The sequence below is a fragment of the Curvivirga sp. genome (assembly GCF_965219885.1).
Classification (GTDB): domain Bacteria; phylum Pseudomonadota; class Alphaproteobacteria; order UBA8366; family Aestuariispiraceae; genus Curvivirga.
Map to the genome: position 1 here is coordinate 2517995 of NZ_CBDCOT010000009.1, position 19327 is coordinate 2537321.

Genomic DNA, 19327 nt, shown 5'->3' on the forward strand with positions numbered 1-19327 from the left:
TTGTAATCCCTATTGTGGTTCTTGATTTATTATCATGCTTTTGCGGCAGTATAGCGTTTTCGCAAGCTGCCTATCAATCCTAATAATTCCCTATTTTCAGCCCTTCATTTGGAAAAGAAGTTAGAAAAAGTCACTGGACGTTGATTTGTTGAATCACTACATATGGAAGGTAGAAAAAAATTTAAAGCCTGTCTGAAAGGAAAAATGTCAATGGCTGACGTTGCAATGGATTTGCCGAACTGGGATTTAACAGATTTATATCCGGCACCGGATTCAAATGTTTTTAAAGATGATATGGAAAAATCCCAGATTTTGGCTGAATCTTTTGCACAAGAATATCGTGGCAAAATTGCAGATCTGGATGGCGATGCTTTGGCGACAGCCATCGTGGCTTATGAAGAGTTGGATGAAAGACTGTCACGCCTTATGAGTTATGCATATTTGGTTTATGCAGGTGATATGGGAGACGCGGATGTGACCCGTTTCTTCCAAGATGCACAGGAACGTATTACGGCTATTTCCACGATTGTATTATTCTTTTCGCTGGAATTGAACTTGATAGAAGAAGCGGCCTTGGAAAAGTCTGTTAAAGACAGCGAAAAACTTTCCCATTATCAACCATGGCTTCGTGATGTACGTGCTTTTCGGGAACATCAATTACCAGAAGATCAAGAACGTATTTTGCATGAAAAATCCTTAACGGGCCGTTCCGCTTGGGTACGCCTTTTTGATGAAACATTGGCGAGTTTGAAATTTCCCTTTCAAGGTGAAGAAGTCACCAATGCGGAAATCCTACATAAGATGAGTGACCCGCGCGAAGAAGTTCGCAAAGAAGCCGCAGAGTCTTTAGGTACTGTATTTGGCAATAATATCAGTCTGTTTAGCCATATCACGAACACTTTGGCAAAAGACAAAGCAATGGAAGATGAATGGCGCGGATTTGAACGCCCTGTATCCAGTCGCAATTTGTCCAACTATGTAGAAGACGAAGTCGTAGATGCATTGGTGGCAGCTGTGAAAGAATCTTATCCATCTCTTTCTCATCGCTATTATAAGTTAAAAGCCAAATGGTTAGGTGTTGATAAACTAAACTTCTGGGACCGTATGGCACCATTGCCGGAAGAGGATGACCGTGAAATTCCTTGGATAGAGGCGCGTGATACAGTCCTTCAAGCCTATGGTCGTTTTTCAGATGATCTTGCGGATATTGGTCAGGTCTTCTTCGATAAAAACTGGATTGATGCAGAAGTACGTGCTGGTAAGGCGCCCGGCGCATTTGCCCATCCAACGGTGCCGTCCGCGCATCCATATCTTTTGGTTAATTATCAAGGTAAAACACGCGATGTTATGACCTTGGCTCATGAACTTGGTCATGGTGTACACCAAGTGTTAGCTGGTGGACAGGGACATCTAATGGCGGACACGCCTTTAACATTGGCGGAAACAGCATCTGTGTTTGGGGAAATGTTAACTTTTCAATCCATGCTTGCCAATGAAGATGATCCAAAGCTGAAAAAAGCCATGCTAGCGTCTAAAGTAGAAGACATGCTGAACACAGTGGTACGCCAAATTGCTTTCTTTGATTTTGAACAACGTGTTCATGATGCTCGGAAGAATGGCGAACTCTCCGCCGAAGAAATCTGTGATATCTGGATGGCTGTATCGGAAGAAAGCTTAGGAGACGCCTTTATCTTTGGTGAAGCCTATAGAAATTATTGGGCTTATATTCCACATTTCATCCATTCGCCATTTTATGTTTATGCCTATGCATTTGGGGATTGCCTAGTAAACAGTCTATATGCACTTTATGAGCAAGCAGAGAGCGGCTTTGCCGATAAATATCTGGACATGTTGCGTGCAGGTGGAAGTTTGCGTCACAAAGAACTCTTGGCACCATTTGGTCTGGATGCCTCTGATCCGGAATTCTGGAAAAAAGGTCTTTCCATGCTGAGTAACTTTATTGATCAGCTAGAAGCTATGGACTAGTAAAAATTTAATGGGGAGCGGCTAAATTAGCTGCTCTTTTACTTTAAGTTCTGAAAAGCTTTATTAATTTTGGTTTTGAAGGCTTTTAATTTTCCTTCATCCAGGTTTTCACTCTCATATAATGACAGAAATTGTAATCGACAGTTTTTTGTGCAGGCACCTAGTAGGCCATATTTAATTACTTTTTTAACAGGTTGGCGCATAATCAGACGGTCTACCCACCATGGGGAACCTAAAGTCGTAACAACGACGACTTCTTTTAAGTTTTTAAGTTTTGGGCTGATAGGGCCTAAGTCATTTGCATGATCATAGGCAATGCCTGGCCCCCAAACACGATCAAACCAACCTTTCAACATGGCAGGAAATGAAAACCACCATGTTGGAAAAACGAGAACTAGAAGCTCGGTTTCAAGTAATCTTTCGACTTCATCTAATACCGAAGAAGAGTCATAAGGATCATCATAAAAAGATCGCCTTTCATCTGCGGTAAGGGCGGGTTGGAAATTTTGCTCATACAAATCTTCGATGGTTACTTCATGCCCTTGGCTTTGAAGTGTATCTGCAACATGGGATGATAAATGTTTGCATAGACTATTCGTTAGAGGATGGATCGTAACCAACAGGCATTTCATCGTTTTTCTTTCTATCTGTTATACAATCATGTGAGCAGATGTATGTCAGTCACGTATATGTCATGATTCTTTGATTATATTTGGGGTGATTTTTCTTTTACATATTATGAGAAGACTTAAAAAAATTCGTTCAAATGAAAAATTAGAAAGACACGATATACATTGTTAGGCTACGATGTGTTTTGAATGATAAGAATAACTTAAGAAATAGTAGTTGAGTAAGGGAAGTAAGATGAAAATCGCCGTGTTGAAAGAACGGCGCGCTCATGAAAAGCGTGTCGCGGCTTCGCCTGAATCTGTCAAAAAACTTGTGCAGATGGGGGCAAATGTAATCATAGAAACTGGCGCTGGTGAAGGCGCAAAAATATCTGACCAAGTGTTTAAAGATGCAGGTGCAAACATTGCCAAAGATGCGTCAAGCACAACCAAAGGGGCAGATATCGTTTTAAAAGTCCAGGCTCCAATGATGGCGGACGAAGGCACAGATGAATTAAAGTTACTAAGCAAAGGGCAAAGCCTTATCTGTGTTCTAAACGCGTTAACTCGGTCAGATTTAATCCAAGCTCTAAGTAAACAAGGTGTTCAGGCCTTTGCCATGGAACTGGTTCCACGGATTAGCCGCGCCCAAAGTATGGATGTTTTATCTTCCCAAGCCAATATTGCAGGATATAAGGCCGTTCTGGATGCGCAGGAACATTATGGTCGTGCGATGCCGATGATGATGACTGCGGCGGGTACCGTGCCGCCGGCAAAAGTTTTTGTAATGGGCGTAGGCGTAGCTGGGCTTCAAGCTATCGCGACAGCACGTCGATTAGGCGCGGTGGTGAGTGCCACTGATGTGCGTCCAGCGACCGAAGAACAAGTTCATAGCCTTGGTGCTGAATTTGTTGCAGTAAAAGATGATGAATTCCTACAGGCCCAGACAGATGGTGGTTATGCCAAAGAAATGTCTGATGAATATAAGGCAAAGCAAGCTGCACTTGTGGCAGAAACAATTGCTAAACAGGATATCGTGATTACGACTGCACTTATCCCGGGTCGCCCAGCACCAGTTTTGGTTAATGAAGATATGGTCAAATCTATGAAGGCTGGATCGGTCATCGTCGACCTTGCCGTGGAGGCAGGTGGTAACTGTCCGCTGAGCGAGCTTGGAAAGGTCGTTGAGGCGCATGGTGTTTCTATTGTCGGACATGCCAATATGCCATCGCGTGTCGCGGAAAGTACCAGTCTTCTTTATGCTAAAAACTTATTGAATTTCTTAACACCGATGTTGAGCGCTGAAGAAGGAAAATTCACGGTAGATCGTGAAGATGAGATTATCAAAGGCACATTGGTTTGCAGCGGTGGTGAAATTCTTGAAAGTCGTATAGCTGCGGCATTGCCTAAGAAGGTATCAGCGAAAAAAGCGACGACGAAAAAGGCTGTAAAGAAAACTGCGACCAAGAAAGCTGCGTCTAAAAAGGCGAGTGCGAAAAAGAGTAGCGCTAAGAAATCTGCTGTGAAGAAGGCGTCTACGAAAAAGGCATCGGTTAAAAAAGTAGAAAGCAAGGAGGGTTAAGACGATGGATAAGCAACAAATTATCGATCAGGCAAATGAGTTAGCAGCGCAAGCTCAACAACTTGCTGACACTATTGGATCAAGTGCGGTTGAAGCTGCACCCGCTGTGGCATCAGTTGCAGAAGCCACAGGTACAACACCATTTGTCTTTTTGTTCACTGCATTCGTATTGGCCTGCTTCGTTGGCTATTACGTGGTTTGGTCTGTAACACCGGCTTTGCATTCGCCGTTGATGGGGGTCACGAATGCGATTTCTTCTGTGATCATTGTCGGGGCGCTTATCGCGGCGGGACCTAGTGATATGAACCTGTCCAAGATATTTGGCTTTATTGCGGTGGTGCTTGCCAGCATCAATATCTTTGGTGGCTTTGTCGTGACGAACAGGATGTTGTCCATGTTCAAGAAGAAACAGAAAAAAGCATAAATAGGGAAGGGAGATAAGATCATGGAAAATTTATCAGCTTTTGCCTATTTGATCGCGGCAGTTTGTTTCATTATGTCCTTACGTGGGCTTTCGTCACCTGACACGGCGCGTCGGGGGAATATGTTTGGTATTGCGGGTATGGTGATTGCGATTGTAACCACCTTGGCCATGCCGAATGTATTGTCTTATGAGCTCATCATTGCAGGTATCCTGATTGGTGGTGCCATCGGTACAGGGATTGCTTTAAAAATTCAAATGACGGCTTTGCCGCAATTGGTTGCTGCTTTTCATAGTTTAGTTGGTTTAGCCGCTGTCTTTGTGGCAGGTGCTGCATTCTATGCACCTGAAGCGTATGGCATTGGTGAGGCCGGCAATATTGGTGCTGCCAGCTTGGTTGAGATGAGTTTAGGTACGGCAATTGGTGCGATTACCTTTACGGGGTCGATTGTGGCCTTTGGTAAGTTACAAGGTATCTTCCGATCCGCACCTGTAACATTTGCCGGACAACATATGTTAAATGCGGCCCTTGGCGGGCTTTTGGTTCTGTTGGTGATCTGGATGTGTGTGGATCAGTCAGCGACCTTGTTCTGGGCGATTGTTCTTTTATCTTTGGCGATTGGTTTCTTGCTGATCATTCCAATCGGTGGGGCTGATATGCCTGTAGTCGTGTCCATGTTGAATTCCTATTCAGGTTGGGCGGCTTGCGGTATCGGTTTCACATTAGCCAATACAGCTTTGATCATCACTGGTGCGCTGGTTGGTGCATCCGGTGCGATCCTCAGTTATATTATGTGTAAGGGTATGAACCGTTCTATTATCAATGTCATTTTAGGTGGCTTTGGTGCGGATGCAGGCGCTGGTCCAGCGGCAGGTGCAGGTGGTGAAGATGACCGTCCTGTGAAGGCAGGTAGTGCAGATGATGCTGCCTTCTTGATGGAAAATGCCTCTTCTGTGATCATCGTGCCGGGCTATGGTATGGCTGTGGCCCAAGCTCAACATGCATTACGTGAAATGGGTGATTTATTGAAAGAAGCGGGCGTGAAGGTTCGTTACGCCATTCATCCTGTTGCGGGTCGTATGCCAGGTCATATGAATGTGTTATTGGCGGAAGCCAATGTGCCTTATGATGATGTCTTGGAATTGGAAGAAATCAACCGTGATTTCGCTCAAACCGATATTGCTTTTGTGATTGGGGCGAATGATGTCACCAATCCAGCCGCAAAAACAGACCCAGCCAGTCCAATCTTTGGTATGCCTATTCTTGATGTAGAAAAAGCGGGACAGGTATTGTTTATTAAACGATCCATGGCATCTGGTTATGCGGGGGTACAGAATGAACTATTCTTCCGTGATAATACAATGATGTTATTTGGCGATGCCAAACATGTAGTGGAAGATATCGTAAAATCTATGGAATAGGGTTTACAAAAGTTAGAAAAGAAAAGGCAGCAAACCAACTTGCTGCCTTTTTTAGTTTAGAGGGTATCTAATCCTAAATCCATATTGGGGGCAGAATGGGTCAGCCAGCCGATGGAGATCACATCAACACCTGATGCGGCAATTGATGGGGCAGTTTCTGCTGTAACGCCACCAGAAGCTTCGGCAACAGCTTTGCCATCAATCATCTTCACGGCCTTGGTCAGCATTTCCGGCGTCATGTTATCTAGCAAGATGACATCTGCACCTGCTTCAAGTGCTTCTGCCAATTGTTCAAGGGTATCTACTTCTACCTCAATTTTAACCATATGGCCTGTATGTGATTTTGCACGATTGATGGCTTGTTTAACGCCACCTATAACGGCGATATGATTGTCTTTAATCAAGATAGCGTCATCTAGTCCGAACCGATGATTAAAGCCGCCACCTGCACGAACGGCGTATTTCTCAATCGCACGCAATCCCGGGGTGGTTTTACGGGTGCAGGTGATCCGTGCCTTGGTGTCTTTGACACTATTGACGATTTCTCTGGTGACGGAGGCAATGCCGGACATTCGCCCCATGAAATTGAGGGCAACTCGCTCAGCCCCTAAAATTGCTCGTGCATTCCCTTCGATTGTCAGGATCGTATCACCAGCTTTGACCTCGCTACCGTCCGGTAGATGAACAGTGATTTTGGCATCATGGTCCAAGAAGGAGAAAGCAGCCACGGCAAAATCGGTTCCTGCAATGCAACCATCTATACGCGCTCTCAGTGCCACCTTGGTTCTCATATCTGCAGGGATAATACTATCACTTGTGATATCACCAGCCCGCCCGAAATCTTCAGCAATCGCTGCCTTTATCGCATCGTCGATTATATGTTGGGGAAGGGGAATTAAATCTGTCATGGCTACATCTTACTTATTCAATGGGACCGCAATCATACGTTCAACTGCTTGGCGTGCTTTCGCGGCAAGTGCAGGATCTATAGTGATTTCTGTGGTCATATCACGTAACGCAGTCGCAATGTTTTCCATAGTGATCTTTTGCATATGTGGGCATAAGTTACAGCTACGGATGAAATTGGTTTCAGGATGTTCCGCCACCAAATTTGCACTCATGGAACATTCGGTGATAAGGGCCACTTCCTTTGGTTTTTGTTCTTCCACGAAGCGGCTCATATCTGCTGTGGAACCCGCATAATCAGATTCATGCAAAACTTCTGGTGGGCATTCAGGATGGGCAAGAACGGTTGCTTCAGGATGCGCCTTTTTTAATGACTTGATTTGTTGTCCGGTAAAACGTTCATGTACTTCACAACGGCCTGGGAAAGTGATGATTTCCACATTTGTTTGTTCCGCAACATTTTGCGCTAAAAACTCATCCGGGAAGAGCATGACTTTATCAACGCCAAGAGATTCAACGATTTGTTTCGCATTGGCGGAGGTGCAACAAATATCGGATTCTGCTTTGACTTCGACAGTTGTGTTTACATAGGTAACTACAGGAACGCCGGGATGAAGCGCACGCATTTTCCGGATATCGTCGGCAGTGATGGACTCTGCCAAGCTACATCCTGCGGTCGGGTCAGAAATAAGAACCGTTTTTTGCGGGTTCATCAATTTGGCTGTTTCTGCCATGAAATGAACCCCCGCGACAACAATGATATCTGCATCCACATCCATGGCACGTTTTGCTAGCGCGAGAGAGTCACCTGTAATATCGGAAACACAATGAAAGATATCCGGGGTCATATAGTTATGACCAAGGATAATTGCATTCTTCTCTTTTTTAAGACGAAGAACATCTTCGATGTCTGATTTATAAAAATCCCATTCATCATCATTAATAACAGATTTAACACGTTCACGAATATTGTTGAGTTCCAGATCCAGTTCTGGGGTGCCTACCTGATCAAGCATGGTTTTATCCCTTTATTTGCTCAATTTGAGTATATTTTATACTCAGTAAGAGTATTAGTTTGTCAAAAAAATATGACGCTGTTGAAAATTTACTTAAACTACTTTTGAGTATAAGTCTAGTATTCTTAGAAATACATCCCAATAAAGGCTATTTCCATGAAGGAAAAACTAACTATTGGATAGGGATGGCAGTGTGATGTTTGGATCTTGGCGTTCGGCCATAATTTCGGCACGGAAACGGTATAATTGTGCGGGGCGACCGCCTGTTTGCTCTGAAACTTCGCCAGTTGGTTCCAGCATACCTGTGCGTTCAAGCAGACGTCTGAAGTTTTGCTTGTGTAGTTTTTTTCCAGATAGAGCTTCGACCAGATGCTGCAATTGAAGTAAAGTAAAGCTTGAAGGCATCAATTCAAATACAACGGGACGGTATTTAATCTTTGATCTTAAGCGACCGATACCTGTCGCTAGAATGCGACGATGGTCATATTCCATTGGGATACCTGTTGAGAAGGGAAGTTCCTGATTTTTGTCGCGTAAAGATTCGACAATTAAATCTGCTTCGTAGAGAAGCTCATAACGTTCTAATACTAATTCTTCATTCCAGTCTTTGGTTGTTTTGCCAAATAACTTGTGAATGCGTGCTCGCTTTGCTTGTTTATCATGGTCGTTCGTTGCTTTCGCGGCCCAATTTTCCAAAGCTTCATTAATTTGTGAAAGGATGACAGGTTGTCCTTCGCGCCAATCCTCCCAAGGAAAGAAAGCGTAAATATCTTTCCAGAGATTAGTTTCGGAAAAAGCGTTGGATTCTTCGATTGCTTTACCTAGCAGGAGAGCAAGATAACCAATGCTGATGAAACGCGGACCACCTTTTTCTTCTTGTGGATCTCGGCCTCGATTTCCAAATGTATAAAGCTGTTCGATATAGCCAAGTTCCAGTTTTGCTTGATCATCTACAAGCGCACGAACATTTTCTTCCAATGTGCGATAGGAAAGGGGTTGGAAGACATCAAAAGGAAGTTCGTTAATATTTTTATGTTTGTTTCGCACTAAAAAGCGTGGAACAGGATCATCCCATGCAATGATAACGGCATTTAGACCAACGACGACACTGTGGTTTTGAGGTTTATCAGGCATTAGAAAGCGTAGAATTTCCGTTTTAATAGTGAGATTTTAATGAATTTATTTTCTCGTTATAGAAGTAATCTGAGCGAAATGAGAGATCAATCAAAAAGATATGATGGTTTTATGGCAGTTTTATATTCGTGAAATTTAGTTGAAAATAATCGCTAATGATCTGGTATTGTTAATTAAAATTCATTATAACGTTGTTGTTATCGAAATTTGAGCAATATTTAGTTGAAATTTTATCTATTTATTCTTATATTAGTAATCTAAGTAGTGGCGAAGAAAGTCTAAGCTTATTTTAGAACTGAACCGCGAATTATATCGTAAAAGGAGATATTGGTCGCAAAGACTCAGAGTTTTGATAGAAGATTGGTTAGAAGACGTTTTGTCAAAACGATCTAAAATTTAGACCAAAAGGAAGAGCTTCTTCCAAGATTGGGCATTCATGTCGTCGCGCTGAATTGGGGCACTCTAACAAAGGAGGATGATATGAGATACCTAATCAATATGATCGCACCCACTTTGGTTGCTCTAGCCATAGGGCTTGGCAGTTTTTCTGCTTCCGCAGCAGGCGTGTGTGGTCCACATGAAAAAATCGTACAACAACTTGAAGATGGCTATAAAGAAATCCGGTCCGGCTATGGTTTAGCTGGTAATGGATCCTTGGTTGAGTTGTTTGTTTCCAAAAGCACAGGCAGTTGGACAGTGATGTTAACGCGTCCTGATGGCTGGACTTGTCTGATGGCAACTGGCGGTAACTGGGCAAACTTGCCCGCTATTGAGAAGGCAGCCGAAGAGCTGATGTAAAATGATCTATGAGTGTATCTGAGCCCGTCGGAGTTCTAGTAAAAAGAAAGCCGACGGGTTCCTTAGGATTTACTCATTGATTAATGTTAGAATTTTCTATGTTATGGATTGGGGCCTCAGGATGAAATGCATAGAAAGCAAAGGCAAATTCCACAAAATAGGGAATATCTTTCCCATTCTGACGTACAATAATGTTTCCTACATCTTTCCCATTTGGAATCCATTCCGTATCTAGAGCTGAAACCTGACCAGCCTCCCAAGTAATTTCAATATTTTCATCCGTTGTAATCTGACCATGTTCCTTTAGATAACTAAAGCTCCAAGCCTGTTTGCGATCTGAGAGCGAAACAACACGTTCTAGTGGTTTGATATTTTCTGGTAAATCGCCTTTGTATAAGAAAGGATATCCGCCGTCATATCGACTATATGGATTGCTTCCATAAGGGCGCATATTTTGGTCATTTGGAACAAGAAGCAACGCATTTTCATCAGTTCTTGCCAGAAACTTTTTAAAGCTTTCTAATCTGGAGGGGATGACGGTTAGTTCACTACCTGTGAGTTCACCGACAATTGCTTCCCCGGAAAATTGTTGCCACCAGCTTTCAGTCTGACGGTCCCACATAATGAGATCTGAATGACGTAGTTTTCCGGTTGTGCCAAAAGTATATATTTCATTATTTAAACGACGATCATAAACGATAGACGCATTACATAAGGGACAGAAAGTCACTGCAATTGGAAGGTCTCCGATTTCGTCATTCACGATTTCATGCCACATCATGATGCGCAAAGGATATGCCTTGGCGATATCGTTATGAATGATACTGATAACAGGTTCATTCGGTTCTATAACTTGGTTTTGTGAAGCTTGTATAAAGATTGGATTGTCGATAGGTGGGATGCCATCTTTGGTTGGACCTCCAGATAATATTTCAGAAAGATCTACATTATATTTACTGAAATCTGTATTGGGCCAACTATTGCGCCAGTCTTTTTCTGCGCCAACAACATCAAATGAAGCGATAACACCTAAACATATTAAGAATAAGGTAATGATACTTCGCATTGGCCTGCTCCTCTCTCATCATAATATGGCTGAGAGATCGAAAAAATACGAATAAAGCCTGTTAACATTTATGTGACTTAATAGGAAGAAATACGCAGATGGTCTGTAAGCCGGGTTCTGTCCTCTCCAGATATAAATATCTGCGGGGATGATCATTCATCTGGGATGTCTGTTACCAGACACCTCGGCGCAACCTACCCGAACAGTGATGCGAAAACTCACCTGCAAGCCGAACTTGCGACTGTTCCTATTCGGTTTTGCTCCCGGTGGGGTTTACCATGCCCGACTTGTTACCAAATCAGCGGTGCGCTCTTACCGCACCCTTTCACCCTTACCTAACCGTGATCAGGCGGTTTCTTTTCTGTGGCACTTTCCCTAAGGTCACCCTCGCCGGACGTTATCCGGCACCGTGTTTCCGTGGAGCCCGGACTTTCCTCAGTCAAGCTGGTTTCCCGTGCAAGACCGCGATCATCCGACCATCTGCGTGCGCTTTATCTAGTGGGTTTTGTTGAAAAAGGCAAATAGGAAAGAAAAATGGGAAGTTTAAAACTTCCCATCATTATAATCTTGAAAGGCTTGAAGGATTTCTGCCTTTGTATTCATAACAAATGGACCACCACGAGCAACGGGTTCATTTAAAGGTTTCCCTGCCAATAACAGGAACCGCGCATCTTGTCCCATCGCCTTAACGGAGATTGTATCACCGTCTTTTAAAATGGCGAGTTGATCTTCTTTCACCAAGGTTTCTTTGGTACCGACAAATAAATCACCTTCAATGATATAAAGGGCTGTATTGTGACCTTTTGGAATTGATTGGGTAAAGTGATCGCCTGCTTTAAGATTAATATCAAAATATATCGGCGCAGTTGCTTCTGCCTCAATCGGCCCCTTTGTATTTTGATCAGTTTCACCCGCGATTACTTTGATATGACTTCCAGCTTCATTGGTCTCGATAGGTAAATCCTCAGAAACATATTCTTGATAACGTGGGTCGGACATTTTTTGAACAGCGGGTAAATTAATCCATAATTGAAAACCTTTTAATAAGCCTTGTTCTTGTTCAGGCATCTCGGAATGGATAATGCCACGACCTGCCGACATCCATTGCACATCACCTTCTTCGATAACACCTTCATGGCCTGCATTGTCCTTGTGACGCATACGTCCATTTAAAATATAGGTGACGGTTTCAAAACCTCGATGCGGATGAGCAGGAAAGCCCCCCAAGTAATCTTGTGGGCTATCTGATCCAAAAGCATCCAACATTAAAAATGGGTCTAACATATCAAGCTTTGGTGTGCCGATCACACGTGTTAATTTTACACCGTCGCCATCTGATGCGGGAAGACCTTGAATGATTTCTTTGACTTCTCTCATATCTTCGATCCTTTTTAATTTTAAGGTCTATTATATAAGGTTTTTTGTGGGGAAATATAATCGACCCAATTGATAACTTATTGTGTCCAATATTGACCTAATTAATAATGAAAAAATTAACCATTTGTTAATTTTTTCATTTACAGTTCAAAACCTTATCGACTATCATCCCGGATATGGATTGGTGAGTTTTGGTTAGGAATTTGAAGGGGCATATTACTATTTTACTGATGTTTCTTTTTGCTTGTCGACATATAGGGAAAGGGGTGTTGTCAGCAAATGAAACAACGTAGATATGTTCTATGTGATGCCTTGAAATATGATGACTAGTTTTGTTCTGCGTCGAGAACAACACCGATCATGCAAAGGCGGTTATTCCGTAAGTTTCTTTCCAGACTATAAGTGAAGTAATAATAAATAAATTACTGTTATAAAACAGTAATATAGCTACTCTATAGTTGTTCGGGGAGATAAATGGCGACAGGTTTGGAAGAAATGGGTAAAGATGCCATAGTAGAGCCGCTTGAAGTTGCATCACAACTATCACAAGCAGCGACGATTGATATTTTTCAGTGGTGGTTACAAAACCGGGATGCACAAAGTGATTGCCCGGTACCTTATTGGAAAAGTTTCGATGTTATTGAATTCGCTACTTATTCCAACCGTATGTCCGTTTCGGAACGCCAACAAGACGGAAGTTTTAAATACAAACTTCAAGGGGAACATGTTTTAGATGTTCTTGGGCGTGATCGCTTAAAGCATATGGATGTTCGCGGGGATCATGAACAGGTTTATGAGCGCGATTTATTTCATTATTATGATATGATCTGCACAGACCTTACGCCGCATGTTTTTAAAGGCACCTTACCAACAATTGATAAGGGGCATGTTCAGATTGAAAGTGTTGATTTGCCGTTTAAAGATGAAAACGGTGATGTGAATAAGATTCTTTCCATCTTGCAGGATTTCAAATAAAACATCGCAACTTGTTTAATATGGAATTCTCTTATGCGTGCTTATTCGCCTCCAGCCCATGAAGGGTTATCTATTCTTTATAAAGATGAAAGCTATTTGGTTTTAGATAAACCGAGCGGATTGCTCTCTGTACCTGGGCGTGCAGAAGAAAATAAAGATAGCTTGGCGACACGTGTTCAAGCTGAGTATCCTAACGCAACAATTGTACATCGCCTTGATATGGACACGTCTGGCATTATGGTTATGGCTTTAACCAAAGAAGCCCATCGTGATATTTCTCGGCAATTTGAACATAAAGAAACGGATAAATCCTATACAGCGGTTGTGTGGGGATTAATTGAGGGCGAAGATGGAAGTGTCGATCTTCCTATGCGTTGTGACTGGCCAAATCGTCCAAAGCAGATTGTGGATCATGAACAAGGGAAAGCTGCTTTAACTCATTGGAAATGTCTTGCTCATGATGAGGTGAAGAATACATCTCGTATAGCTTTGTTTCCAGTTACTGGAAGAAGTCATCAATTGCGCGTTCATATGCAAGCACTTGGACATCCCATAATTGGGGATCCATTTTATGCCGAAGGTGATGCATTTGAAGCGTCTTCTCGTTTATTATTGCATGCAACTGAATTAAGCTTCACCCATCATAAAAGTGACGATAGAATAAAAATCAAATCTAACGTTCCTTTTTAAGTTCGGTGAAGAAATGGCTGCGAAACCACCTGAAATTGTTCAATATTATAGAGAGGTTTTTGAAAATCTCGGACCTATAGAGTCTAAGCGGTTTTTCGGTGGATGGGACTTTCGCCATATGAATGTGCAATTTGCAGTTTATTTATTAAATGAGCTTTACTTCGTGGTAGATGATGATTTAAGAGAGAAGCTTATTGAAATTGGAAGCCATCCCTTTAGTTATCCCAAAAAGGGAAAAGTGGTTAGTGTAGAACGTTGGTATAGTGTACCGGACGAACTTCTTGAAAATCCGGATGAATTACTGCCATATGCTGCACAAGCTTTTCGTGTCGCCCCTCGCAAGTAAATTGAATACCATTTCCAATGAAGATTATTACAAAACCAGCTATCGCAGAAACCGAGGAAAAAGCATCCCGGTTTTTATGTGAAATTGTCCCTTATGATCAGTTTGAAGGACGTTTGGAAGAGCTGCGTATTTTACACCCCAAAGCAAACCATCATGTTACAGCGATCCGTTATCTGGATGAAGGACAAATCATTGAACGTGGTCGTGATGATGGTGAACCATCTGGTACATCTGGAATGCCGTCTTTACGTGCTTTACAAGGTGCTGATTTAATCAATGTTGGAGCGATCATCACACGTTACTTTGGAGGTACAAAGCTCGGAACTGGCGGATTGGCCCGCGCGTATGCAGCTGCCGTAAATGCGGCTATAGCAGTGGCTGAAATAGATCTTTATGTGGAACATGAAGATTTCGAAATTCAGATGTCTTTTTCACGTTCAGAAAAGATTGAGCGTTTTTTGTCCTTACATCCAGAGATCACAGTTGAGCGTGCTTATACAGAAGGGGGCGTCCTGTTTTCACTGAACGCCCCGAAGCCCGTTATCGCAACTCTTAAGGAAGAGTTGGATTATCAAGATTGATTTAGATAGATGCTTTGCCTTGTTCACGCACTTCGCTCAAACTTTGAACGGGGGTGAGAGCTTCTGGATCAACACGAAGTTCCAGAAGTGCCGCTTTGCCTGATTGTTCTGCACGTTCAAAAGCAGTTGCAAAATCTTCAGTTTTCGTAACCAATTCACTATGACAACCATAAGCTTGACCCAATTGTACAAAATCTGGGTTATGCAGATCAGTTGCCATCACACGTTCTGGATAAGTACGTTCCTGATGCATACGAATAGTGCCCAGGAAACCATTATTTACCACGATGAAAATGACGGGTAGATCAAATTGGATGGCTGTTGCCAGTTCTTGGCCCAGCATCATAAAGCAGCCATCACCACTAAAGCTGACAACTGTTTTCTTGGGATCGGCTGCTTTGGCCCCTAATGCACCGGGAACGGAATATCCCATGGCGCCATTTGTTGGGGCAACTTGTGTGCGGAATTTTTTATGTTGGAAGAAACGATGCACCCAAACCGCATAGTTACCGGCACCTGCTGTGATAATAGCATCTGCAGGTAAAGTTTCGCTGAGATGGCGCACTACTTTTGACATGTTGAGGTTACCTGCAACCTCAGTCGGTTGAATACGGTCAAGATAATCCTGATGAGCAGAAGCACACCATTCAGCACGGGATTCATCACCTGTTGCAGAAATCGACTGTATTGCTTTCGCAAAAGATGGCATATCACAGTTAAAGCCAAGATCAGGACGATAAACGCGCCCTAACTCTTCCGCGCCTGTTTGCACATGAACTAATGTTTGTGCGGTTTCAGGGATGGTTACTAGGTCATATCCTTGTGTGGTCATTTCACCTAAACGTGGTCCCGCAACGATAAGCAGGTCACTTTCTTTTACACGTTTGGATAATTTCGGATTTACAGCAATTGCCACATCCCCCGCATAGCAGCGATGTGTATTGTCGAAACAATCTTGGGAACGTAGAGAGGCGCCTGTAGGAATGTTATGTTTTTCTGCAAATGCCACGATATTATTTACTGCATCTTGTGTCCAAGTTGGTCCGCCAACAAGCATGAATGGTTTTTTTGCCTTTTGTAAGAGACCTTCTAGCTCACTCAAATCTTCTATAGCAGGAACAGATTGGGCAACGCGGGCAGGGGCCTTTAGATCGGTAGCTGCGGTATAGTCGGTTAACATATCTTCCGGTAATGCAAGAACAACAGGACCCGGGCGACCTGACATGGCCACATGGAAAGCGCGGTTAATATATTCTGGAATACGATCAGCGCTATCAATTTGGGCAACCCACTTCGCCATTTGACCAAACATATGGCTGTAATCGATTTCCTGAAAAGCTTCTCGGTCTTTCATATCGCGACCGACCTGACCGATAAAAAGGATCATGGGGGTGGAATCTTGATAAGCAGTATGAAGGCCGCATGATGCATTGGTTGCACCCGGGCCTCGTGTCACCATACAAATGCCGGGGCGCCCAGTGACTTTGCCATAAGCTTCCGCCATATTAGAGGCACCGCCTTCGTGGCGTGTGTTGATTACACGAATATTGTCTTCATGATTTACCAAGCCATCAAGAAGTGCCAAGTAACTTTCACCTGGAACACAGAAAACTGTATCTACACCTTGAATAGCTAATTGATCAGCAAGAATATGCCCGCCCAAACGTTCGTTGGATTGGCGTGCATTGGAAGAAGAAGACATATTGGAATACCCCGTTTGGATTATCATTTGGGAAATTTATAAACCCATTGATGATAAGTTTCCATATGCAAAAGGAACGGAAGAGCAGTTATTCCAGATTGTTTAAAATTGCCTGATAAAATTGTCAGATCAGATATTTAAGGGTAATTTGTTCAAGATATGCTGGAATCTCTTTGATATTGTCCAGATGAGTGAAACGATAACCGGAAGCAACACGATCAGTGCGTTCAAAAGCAGCTGTGGTTACATAAGGAATATGCACGCCATAGCCACCAATATCCAAAACAGGTAACACATCAGATGGTAATGAATTGCCAATCATCATGACACGTTCGGCAGGGTAATCGCCCCATTTCGTGAATAGATTTTCATAGGTCGCAGTATCTTTCTCACTCACCACTTCCAGAAAATCAAAATAAGGGGCAAGACCGGATTGTTCGATCTTGTTATTTTGATCAAGCAAATCACCTTTGGTTACGATTGCCAGCTTATATTTCCCATGAAGTTCTTTTAATACATCTTCCACGTTAGGCATAATACGAAGCGGATGTTCCAGCATGGCTTTTCCAAGCTGGATAATTTCATGGATATGTTCAGCTGAAATCTTACCTTCTGATAACTCAATAGCTGTTTCTACCATGGACAAGGTAAAACCTTTAATCCCATAGCCGAAAAGTTTCACATTTTCTTTTTCGGTTGCTGCCATCCGCTCATGCAAATGTGCGGTCTCACAATAGTTTGTGAGAATTTCTTCCAGTTTGTTTTGAGTGCTGACAAAAATATCTTCGGTATGCCAAAGGGTATCATCCGCATCAAAAGCAACAACTTCAATCATATTTTATTAACCTAACTTTGCCAGAAGCTTGGCTTTGGTTTCATCATCACAGAAGGCATCTTCAATTGCCATTTTGGTAATGCCGCGAAGTTCGTCTTCTGTCAAACCCCAAAGTTGCGTCGCATTTTCATATTCCATTCCCATTGTTGTCATGAAATAGGGCGGATCGTCTGAGTTCAAACTCATTCGACATCCTGCTTCTTTTAATTTTAAAATAGGATGATCTTCTGGTTTGTCATAGAAACCAAGGGACAGATTGCTTCCGGGACAAAGTTCCAGAGCAATTTCTTTTTGAACGATTTCTTTAACGAGATCTGGATCTTCGATACTGCGAACACCATGGCCGATACGTTTGATAGGCAAGTATTCTAGACAGTCTTTCACACTTTGTGGACCTGCAGCTTCGCCTGCATGGGCTGTGGTTGGATAGCCAGCTTGATGTACAAGGTCAAAAGCATCTGCGAAATCTTTTGGATGATGTGCATTTTCATCACCTGCCATACCAAATCCGACGACTGCTGGATGTGGATGATCGATCATCGCTTGGGCCGCAGGCAGGGCACGTTCATGCCCATAATGACGGACACAGGTCATAATACAACGACAGATGATACCAAAATCAGCTTCGGCACGTTCAATACCTTTTGCCATACCAGCTACCATATCAGGATAACTGATACCGCAAGCTTCCCCGTGATCTTTTGATCCGAAAAACTCTACATAGATTACATTTTCCGCAGCGCAACGCTCTAGATAATCATACACGAGATCTTCGTAATCCTGTGGCGTGCGAATACAATCCGCAACCATGTCATATTGATTTAAAAAATCCAAAAAGTCTGTGAAAGTGTAATGATCCTCATATTGCAGAACCGACGGATCAAGCTTCACACCATTTCGTGCCGCAAGTTTTTTGGCAAGAGACGGTGTAATTGTACCTTCAATATGAACGTGCAGTTCGATTTTCGGAATGTTTTGGGTTTGCATATTTATGCATCCAACCAGTTGACTAATGGTAAATTCGCACCCCGTTTCAACCAGTTGTGATCAGGATAGTCACAAGCTGCATCAATTGCATGTAAGGTGAAAGCATGACGGGACTTTGTTGAACGATTTGGGGCAGAATAATGCGGCAAATGCCCATGAAGCAGGATCACAGTTCCCTTTTTTACTTCTAAAGGAACAGCATCTTCCATTTTCCATTCACATGGATTAACGGTGTTTAGAACCAAATTACCATCTGCATCATATTCAAACTTATCTTTTAATGGTTCTTTATGACGCTTTGGGATCCCCCAAAGGCATCCATTTTCAAGAGTGGCATCTTCTAAGGCAAACCAGAAGCCTACGACTGACTCTGGATCCGTATAAAGGAAGGTACTGTCTTGATGCATGTTAACTTCACCGCCAATTTTTGGCTGCTTGAAGATATACATGCTTTGTAACAGTTGTGGTTGTTTCCAATCCAAACTTCCAGCTAGCTTTTTAAGTTTATCAGTATAAGCAAATTCTTTGAAAACTGGATCAAGATCATGCATCGCATGTCCCATCTTGTTGATTGATTTAGACTTTTCCTGTTTCAACTCACCATTTTCATCAAAAGCTTCTGCTTCAAAAAAGAAGCGCACTTTATCACCAGATGACTTAAAGTAATCATCTTTTGCATGGGAACGTTCATTGGTAGAAAAGATTGTAGAAACACCAGATGGATCAAACTCTTCAACCAGTTTATCAGCATGATCTCGAACGGAGTCACAGATATCTGGGTCAACAAAATTTTCTAAAACGATATAGCCATCCCGTTCGTAAGCTACCTTCATTTCGTCAGTTAAATGTCCATCTTCAGTTGATTGAAAACGTAAAGCTTCTTTAGTCATATTAT

18 protein-coding genes, 1 other RNA gene and 1 pseudogene are annotated in these 19327 nt (G+C 42.7%); 9 read left to right on the forward strand and 11 right to left on the reverse strand.

Annotation, left to right across the window (positions count from 1 at the left end; genetic code table 11):
• The first annotated feature begins 210 nt into the window (after positions 1-210).
• Positions 211-1986, forward strand: coding sequence for a M3 family oligoendopeptidase (locus ACOQOA_RS17355; RefSeq protein WP_420549858.1), 1776 nt, complete (start codon positions 211-213; stop codon positions 1984-1986).
• Between the two features lie 38 nt (positions 1987-2024).
• Here the strand turns inward: ACOQOA_RS17355 and ACOQOA_RS17360 are convergent, their stop codons facing one another.
• Positions 2025-2618 carry an NAD(P)H-dependent oxidoreductase gene (locus ACOQOA_RS17360; RefSeq protein ID WP_420549859.1) on the reverse strand — a complete coding sequence of 198 codons (594 nt, stop codon included), beginning with the start codon at positions 2616-2618 and terminating at the stop codon, positions 2025-2027.
• A gap of 232 nt (positions 2619-2850) precedes the next feature.
• On the opposite strand from ACOQOA_RS17360, the pseudogene ACOQOA_RS17365 reads away from it, so the two are divergent.
• From ACOQOA_RS17365 to ACOQOA_RS17375, 3 genes and pseudogenes are all read left to right on the forward strand, one after another.
• Positions 2851-4077: pseudogene (locus tag ACOQOA_RS17365) on the forward strand (Re/Si-specific NAD(P)(+) transhydrogenase subunit alpha); the annotation flags it as partial.
• A gap of 103 nt (positions 4078-4180) precedes the next feature.
• Positions 4181-4600 carry an NAD(P) transhydrogenase subunit alpha gene (locus tag ACOQOA_RS17370; RefSeq protein WP_420549860.1) on the forward strand — a complete coding sequence of 140 codons (420 nt, stop codon included), beginning with the start codon at positions 4181-4183 and terminating at the stop codon, positions 4598-4600.
• Positions 4601-4621: 21 nt separating this feature from the next.
• Positions 4622-6019 (forward strand): NAD(P)(+) transhydrogenase (Re/Si-specific) subunit beta, encoded by a 1398-nt coding sequence (locus ACOQOA_RS17375; protein ID WP_420549861.1) that lies wholly within the window; start codon positions 4622-4624, stop codon positions 6017-6019.
• A gap of 56 nt (positions 6020-6075) precedes the next feature.
• Here ACOQOA_RS17375 and nadC read toward each other — a convergent pair whose 3' ends face one another.
• From nadC to ACOQOA_RS17390, 3 genes are all read right to left on the reverse strand, one after another.
• On the reverse strand, positions 6076-6927 hold the full coding sequence (gene nadC, locus ACOQOA_RS17380; protein WP_420549862.1) for a carboxylating nicotinate-nucleotide diphosphorylase: 852 nt from the start codon (positions 6925-6927) through the stop codon (positions 6076-6078).
• Positions 6928-6936: 9 nt separating this feature from the next.
• Positions 6937-7941, reverse strand: a complete 1005-nt coding sequence (nadA, locus tag ACOQOA_RS17385; protein WP_420549863.1) for a quinolinate synthase NadA — start codon at positions 7939-7941, stop codon at positions 6937-6939.
• Between the two features lie 168 nt (positions 7942-8109).
• Positions 8110-9075 (reverse strand): NUDIX hydrolase, encoded by a 966-nt coding sequence (locus ACOQOA_RS17390; protein ID WP_420549864.1) that lies wholly within the window; start codon positions 9073-9075, stop codon positions 8110-8112.
• A 480-nt stretch (positions 9076-9555) separates the two neighbouring features.
• On the opposite strand from ACOQOA_RS17390, the gene ACOQOA_RS17395 reads away from it, so the two are divergent.
• On the forward strand, positions 9556-9873 hold the full coding sequence (locus ACOQOA_RS17395) for a hypothetical protein (protein WP_420549865.1): 318 nt from the start codon (positions 9556-9558) through the stop codon (positions 9871-9873).
• A 73-nt stretch (positions 9874-9946) separates the two neighbouring features.
• Here the strand turns inward: ACOQOA_RS17395 and ACOQOA_RS17400 are convergent, their stop codons facing one another.
• The 3 genes from ACOQOA_RS17400 to ACOQOA_RS17410 form a co-directional block, all read right to left on the reverse strand.
• Entirely contained in the window at positions 9947-10939 is a 993-nt protein-coding gene (locus ACOQOA_RS17400; RefSeq protein WP_420549866.1) for a DUF3179 domain-containing protein, read from the reverse strand.
• A gap of 90 nt (positions 10940-11029) precedes the next feature.
• Positions 11030-11423, reverse strand: an RNA gene (gene rnpB / locus ACOQOA_RS17405) — RNase P RNA component class A.
• Between the two features lie 59 nt (positions 11424-11482).
• Complete coding sequence (locus tag ACOQOA_RS17410) at positions 11483-12316, reverse strand: pirin family protein (RefSeq protein WP_420549867.1); 834 nt, start codon at positions 12314-12316, stop codon at positions 11483-11485.
• Between the two features lie 474 nt (positions 12317-12790).
• On the opposite strand from ACOQOA_RS17410, the gene ACOQOA_RS17415 reads away from it, so the two are divergent.
• From ACOQOA_RS17415 to ACOQOA_RS17430, 4 genes are read left to right on the forward strand one after another with little or no spacing between them, the layout of a single operon-like run.
• The gene (locus ACOQOA_RS17415; protein ID WP_420549868.1) at positions 12791-13291 is read left to right on the forward strand and encodes a PAS domain-containing protein; all 501 of its coding nucleotides are present in this window, start codon (positions 12791-12793) and stop codon (positions 13289-13291) included.
• 33 nt (positions 13292-13324) lie between these two features.
• Positions 13325-13981: an RluA family pseudouridine synthase gene (locus ACOQOA_RS17420; protein ID WP_420549869.1), complete on the forward strand. Its 657-nt coding sequence runs from the start codon at positions 13325-13327 to the stop codon at positions 13979-13981.
• A 13-nt stretch (positions 13982-13994) separates the two neighbouring features.
• Positions 13995-14327, forward strand: a complete 333-nt coding sequence (locus ACOQOA_RS17425; protein ID WP_420549870.1) for a TfoX/Sxy family protein — start codon at positions 13995-13997, stop codon at positions 14325-14327.
• 17 nt (positions 14328-14344) lie between these two features.
• On the forward strand, positions 14345-14908 hold the full coding sequence (locus ACOQOA_RS17430; protein WP_420549871.1) for a YigZ family protein: 564 nt from the start codon (positions 14345-14347) through the stop codon (positions 14906-14908).
• 1 nt (position 14909) lies between these two features.
• On the opposite strand, the gene ACOQOA_RS17435 is transcribed toward ACOQOA_RS17430, so the two are convergent.
• The 4 genes from ACOQOA_RS17435 to ACOQOA_RS17450 all read right to left on the reverse strand — a co-directional run bounded on the left by ACOQOA_RS17435 (position 14910) and on the right by ACOQOA_RS17450 (position 19322).
• Entirely contained in the window at positions 14910-16610 is a 1701-nt protein-coding gene (locus tag ACOQOA_RS17435; RefSeq protein ID WP_420549872.1) for a thiamine pyrophosphate-binding protein, read from the reverse strand.
• A 124-nt stretch (positions 16611-16734) separates the two neighbouring features.
• Positions 16735-17445 carry an HAD family hydrolase gene (locus tag ACOQOA_RS17440; protein WP_420549873.1) on the reverse strand — a complete coding sequence of 237 codons (711 nt, stop codon included), beginning with the start codon at positions 17443-17445 and terminating at the stop codon, positions 16735-16737.
• A 6-nt stretch (positions 17446-17451) separates the two neighbouring features.
• Positions 17452-18432: an adenosine deaminase gene (gene add / locus ACOQOA_RS17445; RefSeq protein WP_420549874.1), complete on the reverse strand. Its 981-nt coding sequence runs from the start codon at positions 18430-18432 to the stop codon at positions 17452-17454.
• 2 nt (positions 18433-18434) lie between these two features.
• The gene (locus ACOQOA_RS17450) at positions 18435-19322 is read right to left on the reverse strand and encodes a phytanoyl-CoA dioxygenase family protein (RefSeq protein ID WP_420549875.1); all 888 of its coding nucleotides are present in this window, start codon (positions 19320-19322) and stop codon (positions 18435-18437) included.
• Positions 19323-19327: the final 5 nt, after the last annotated feature.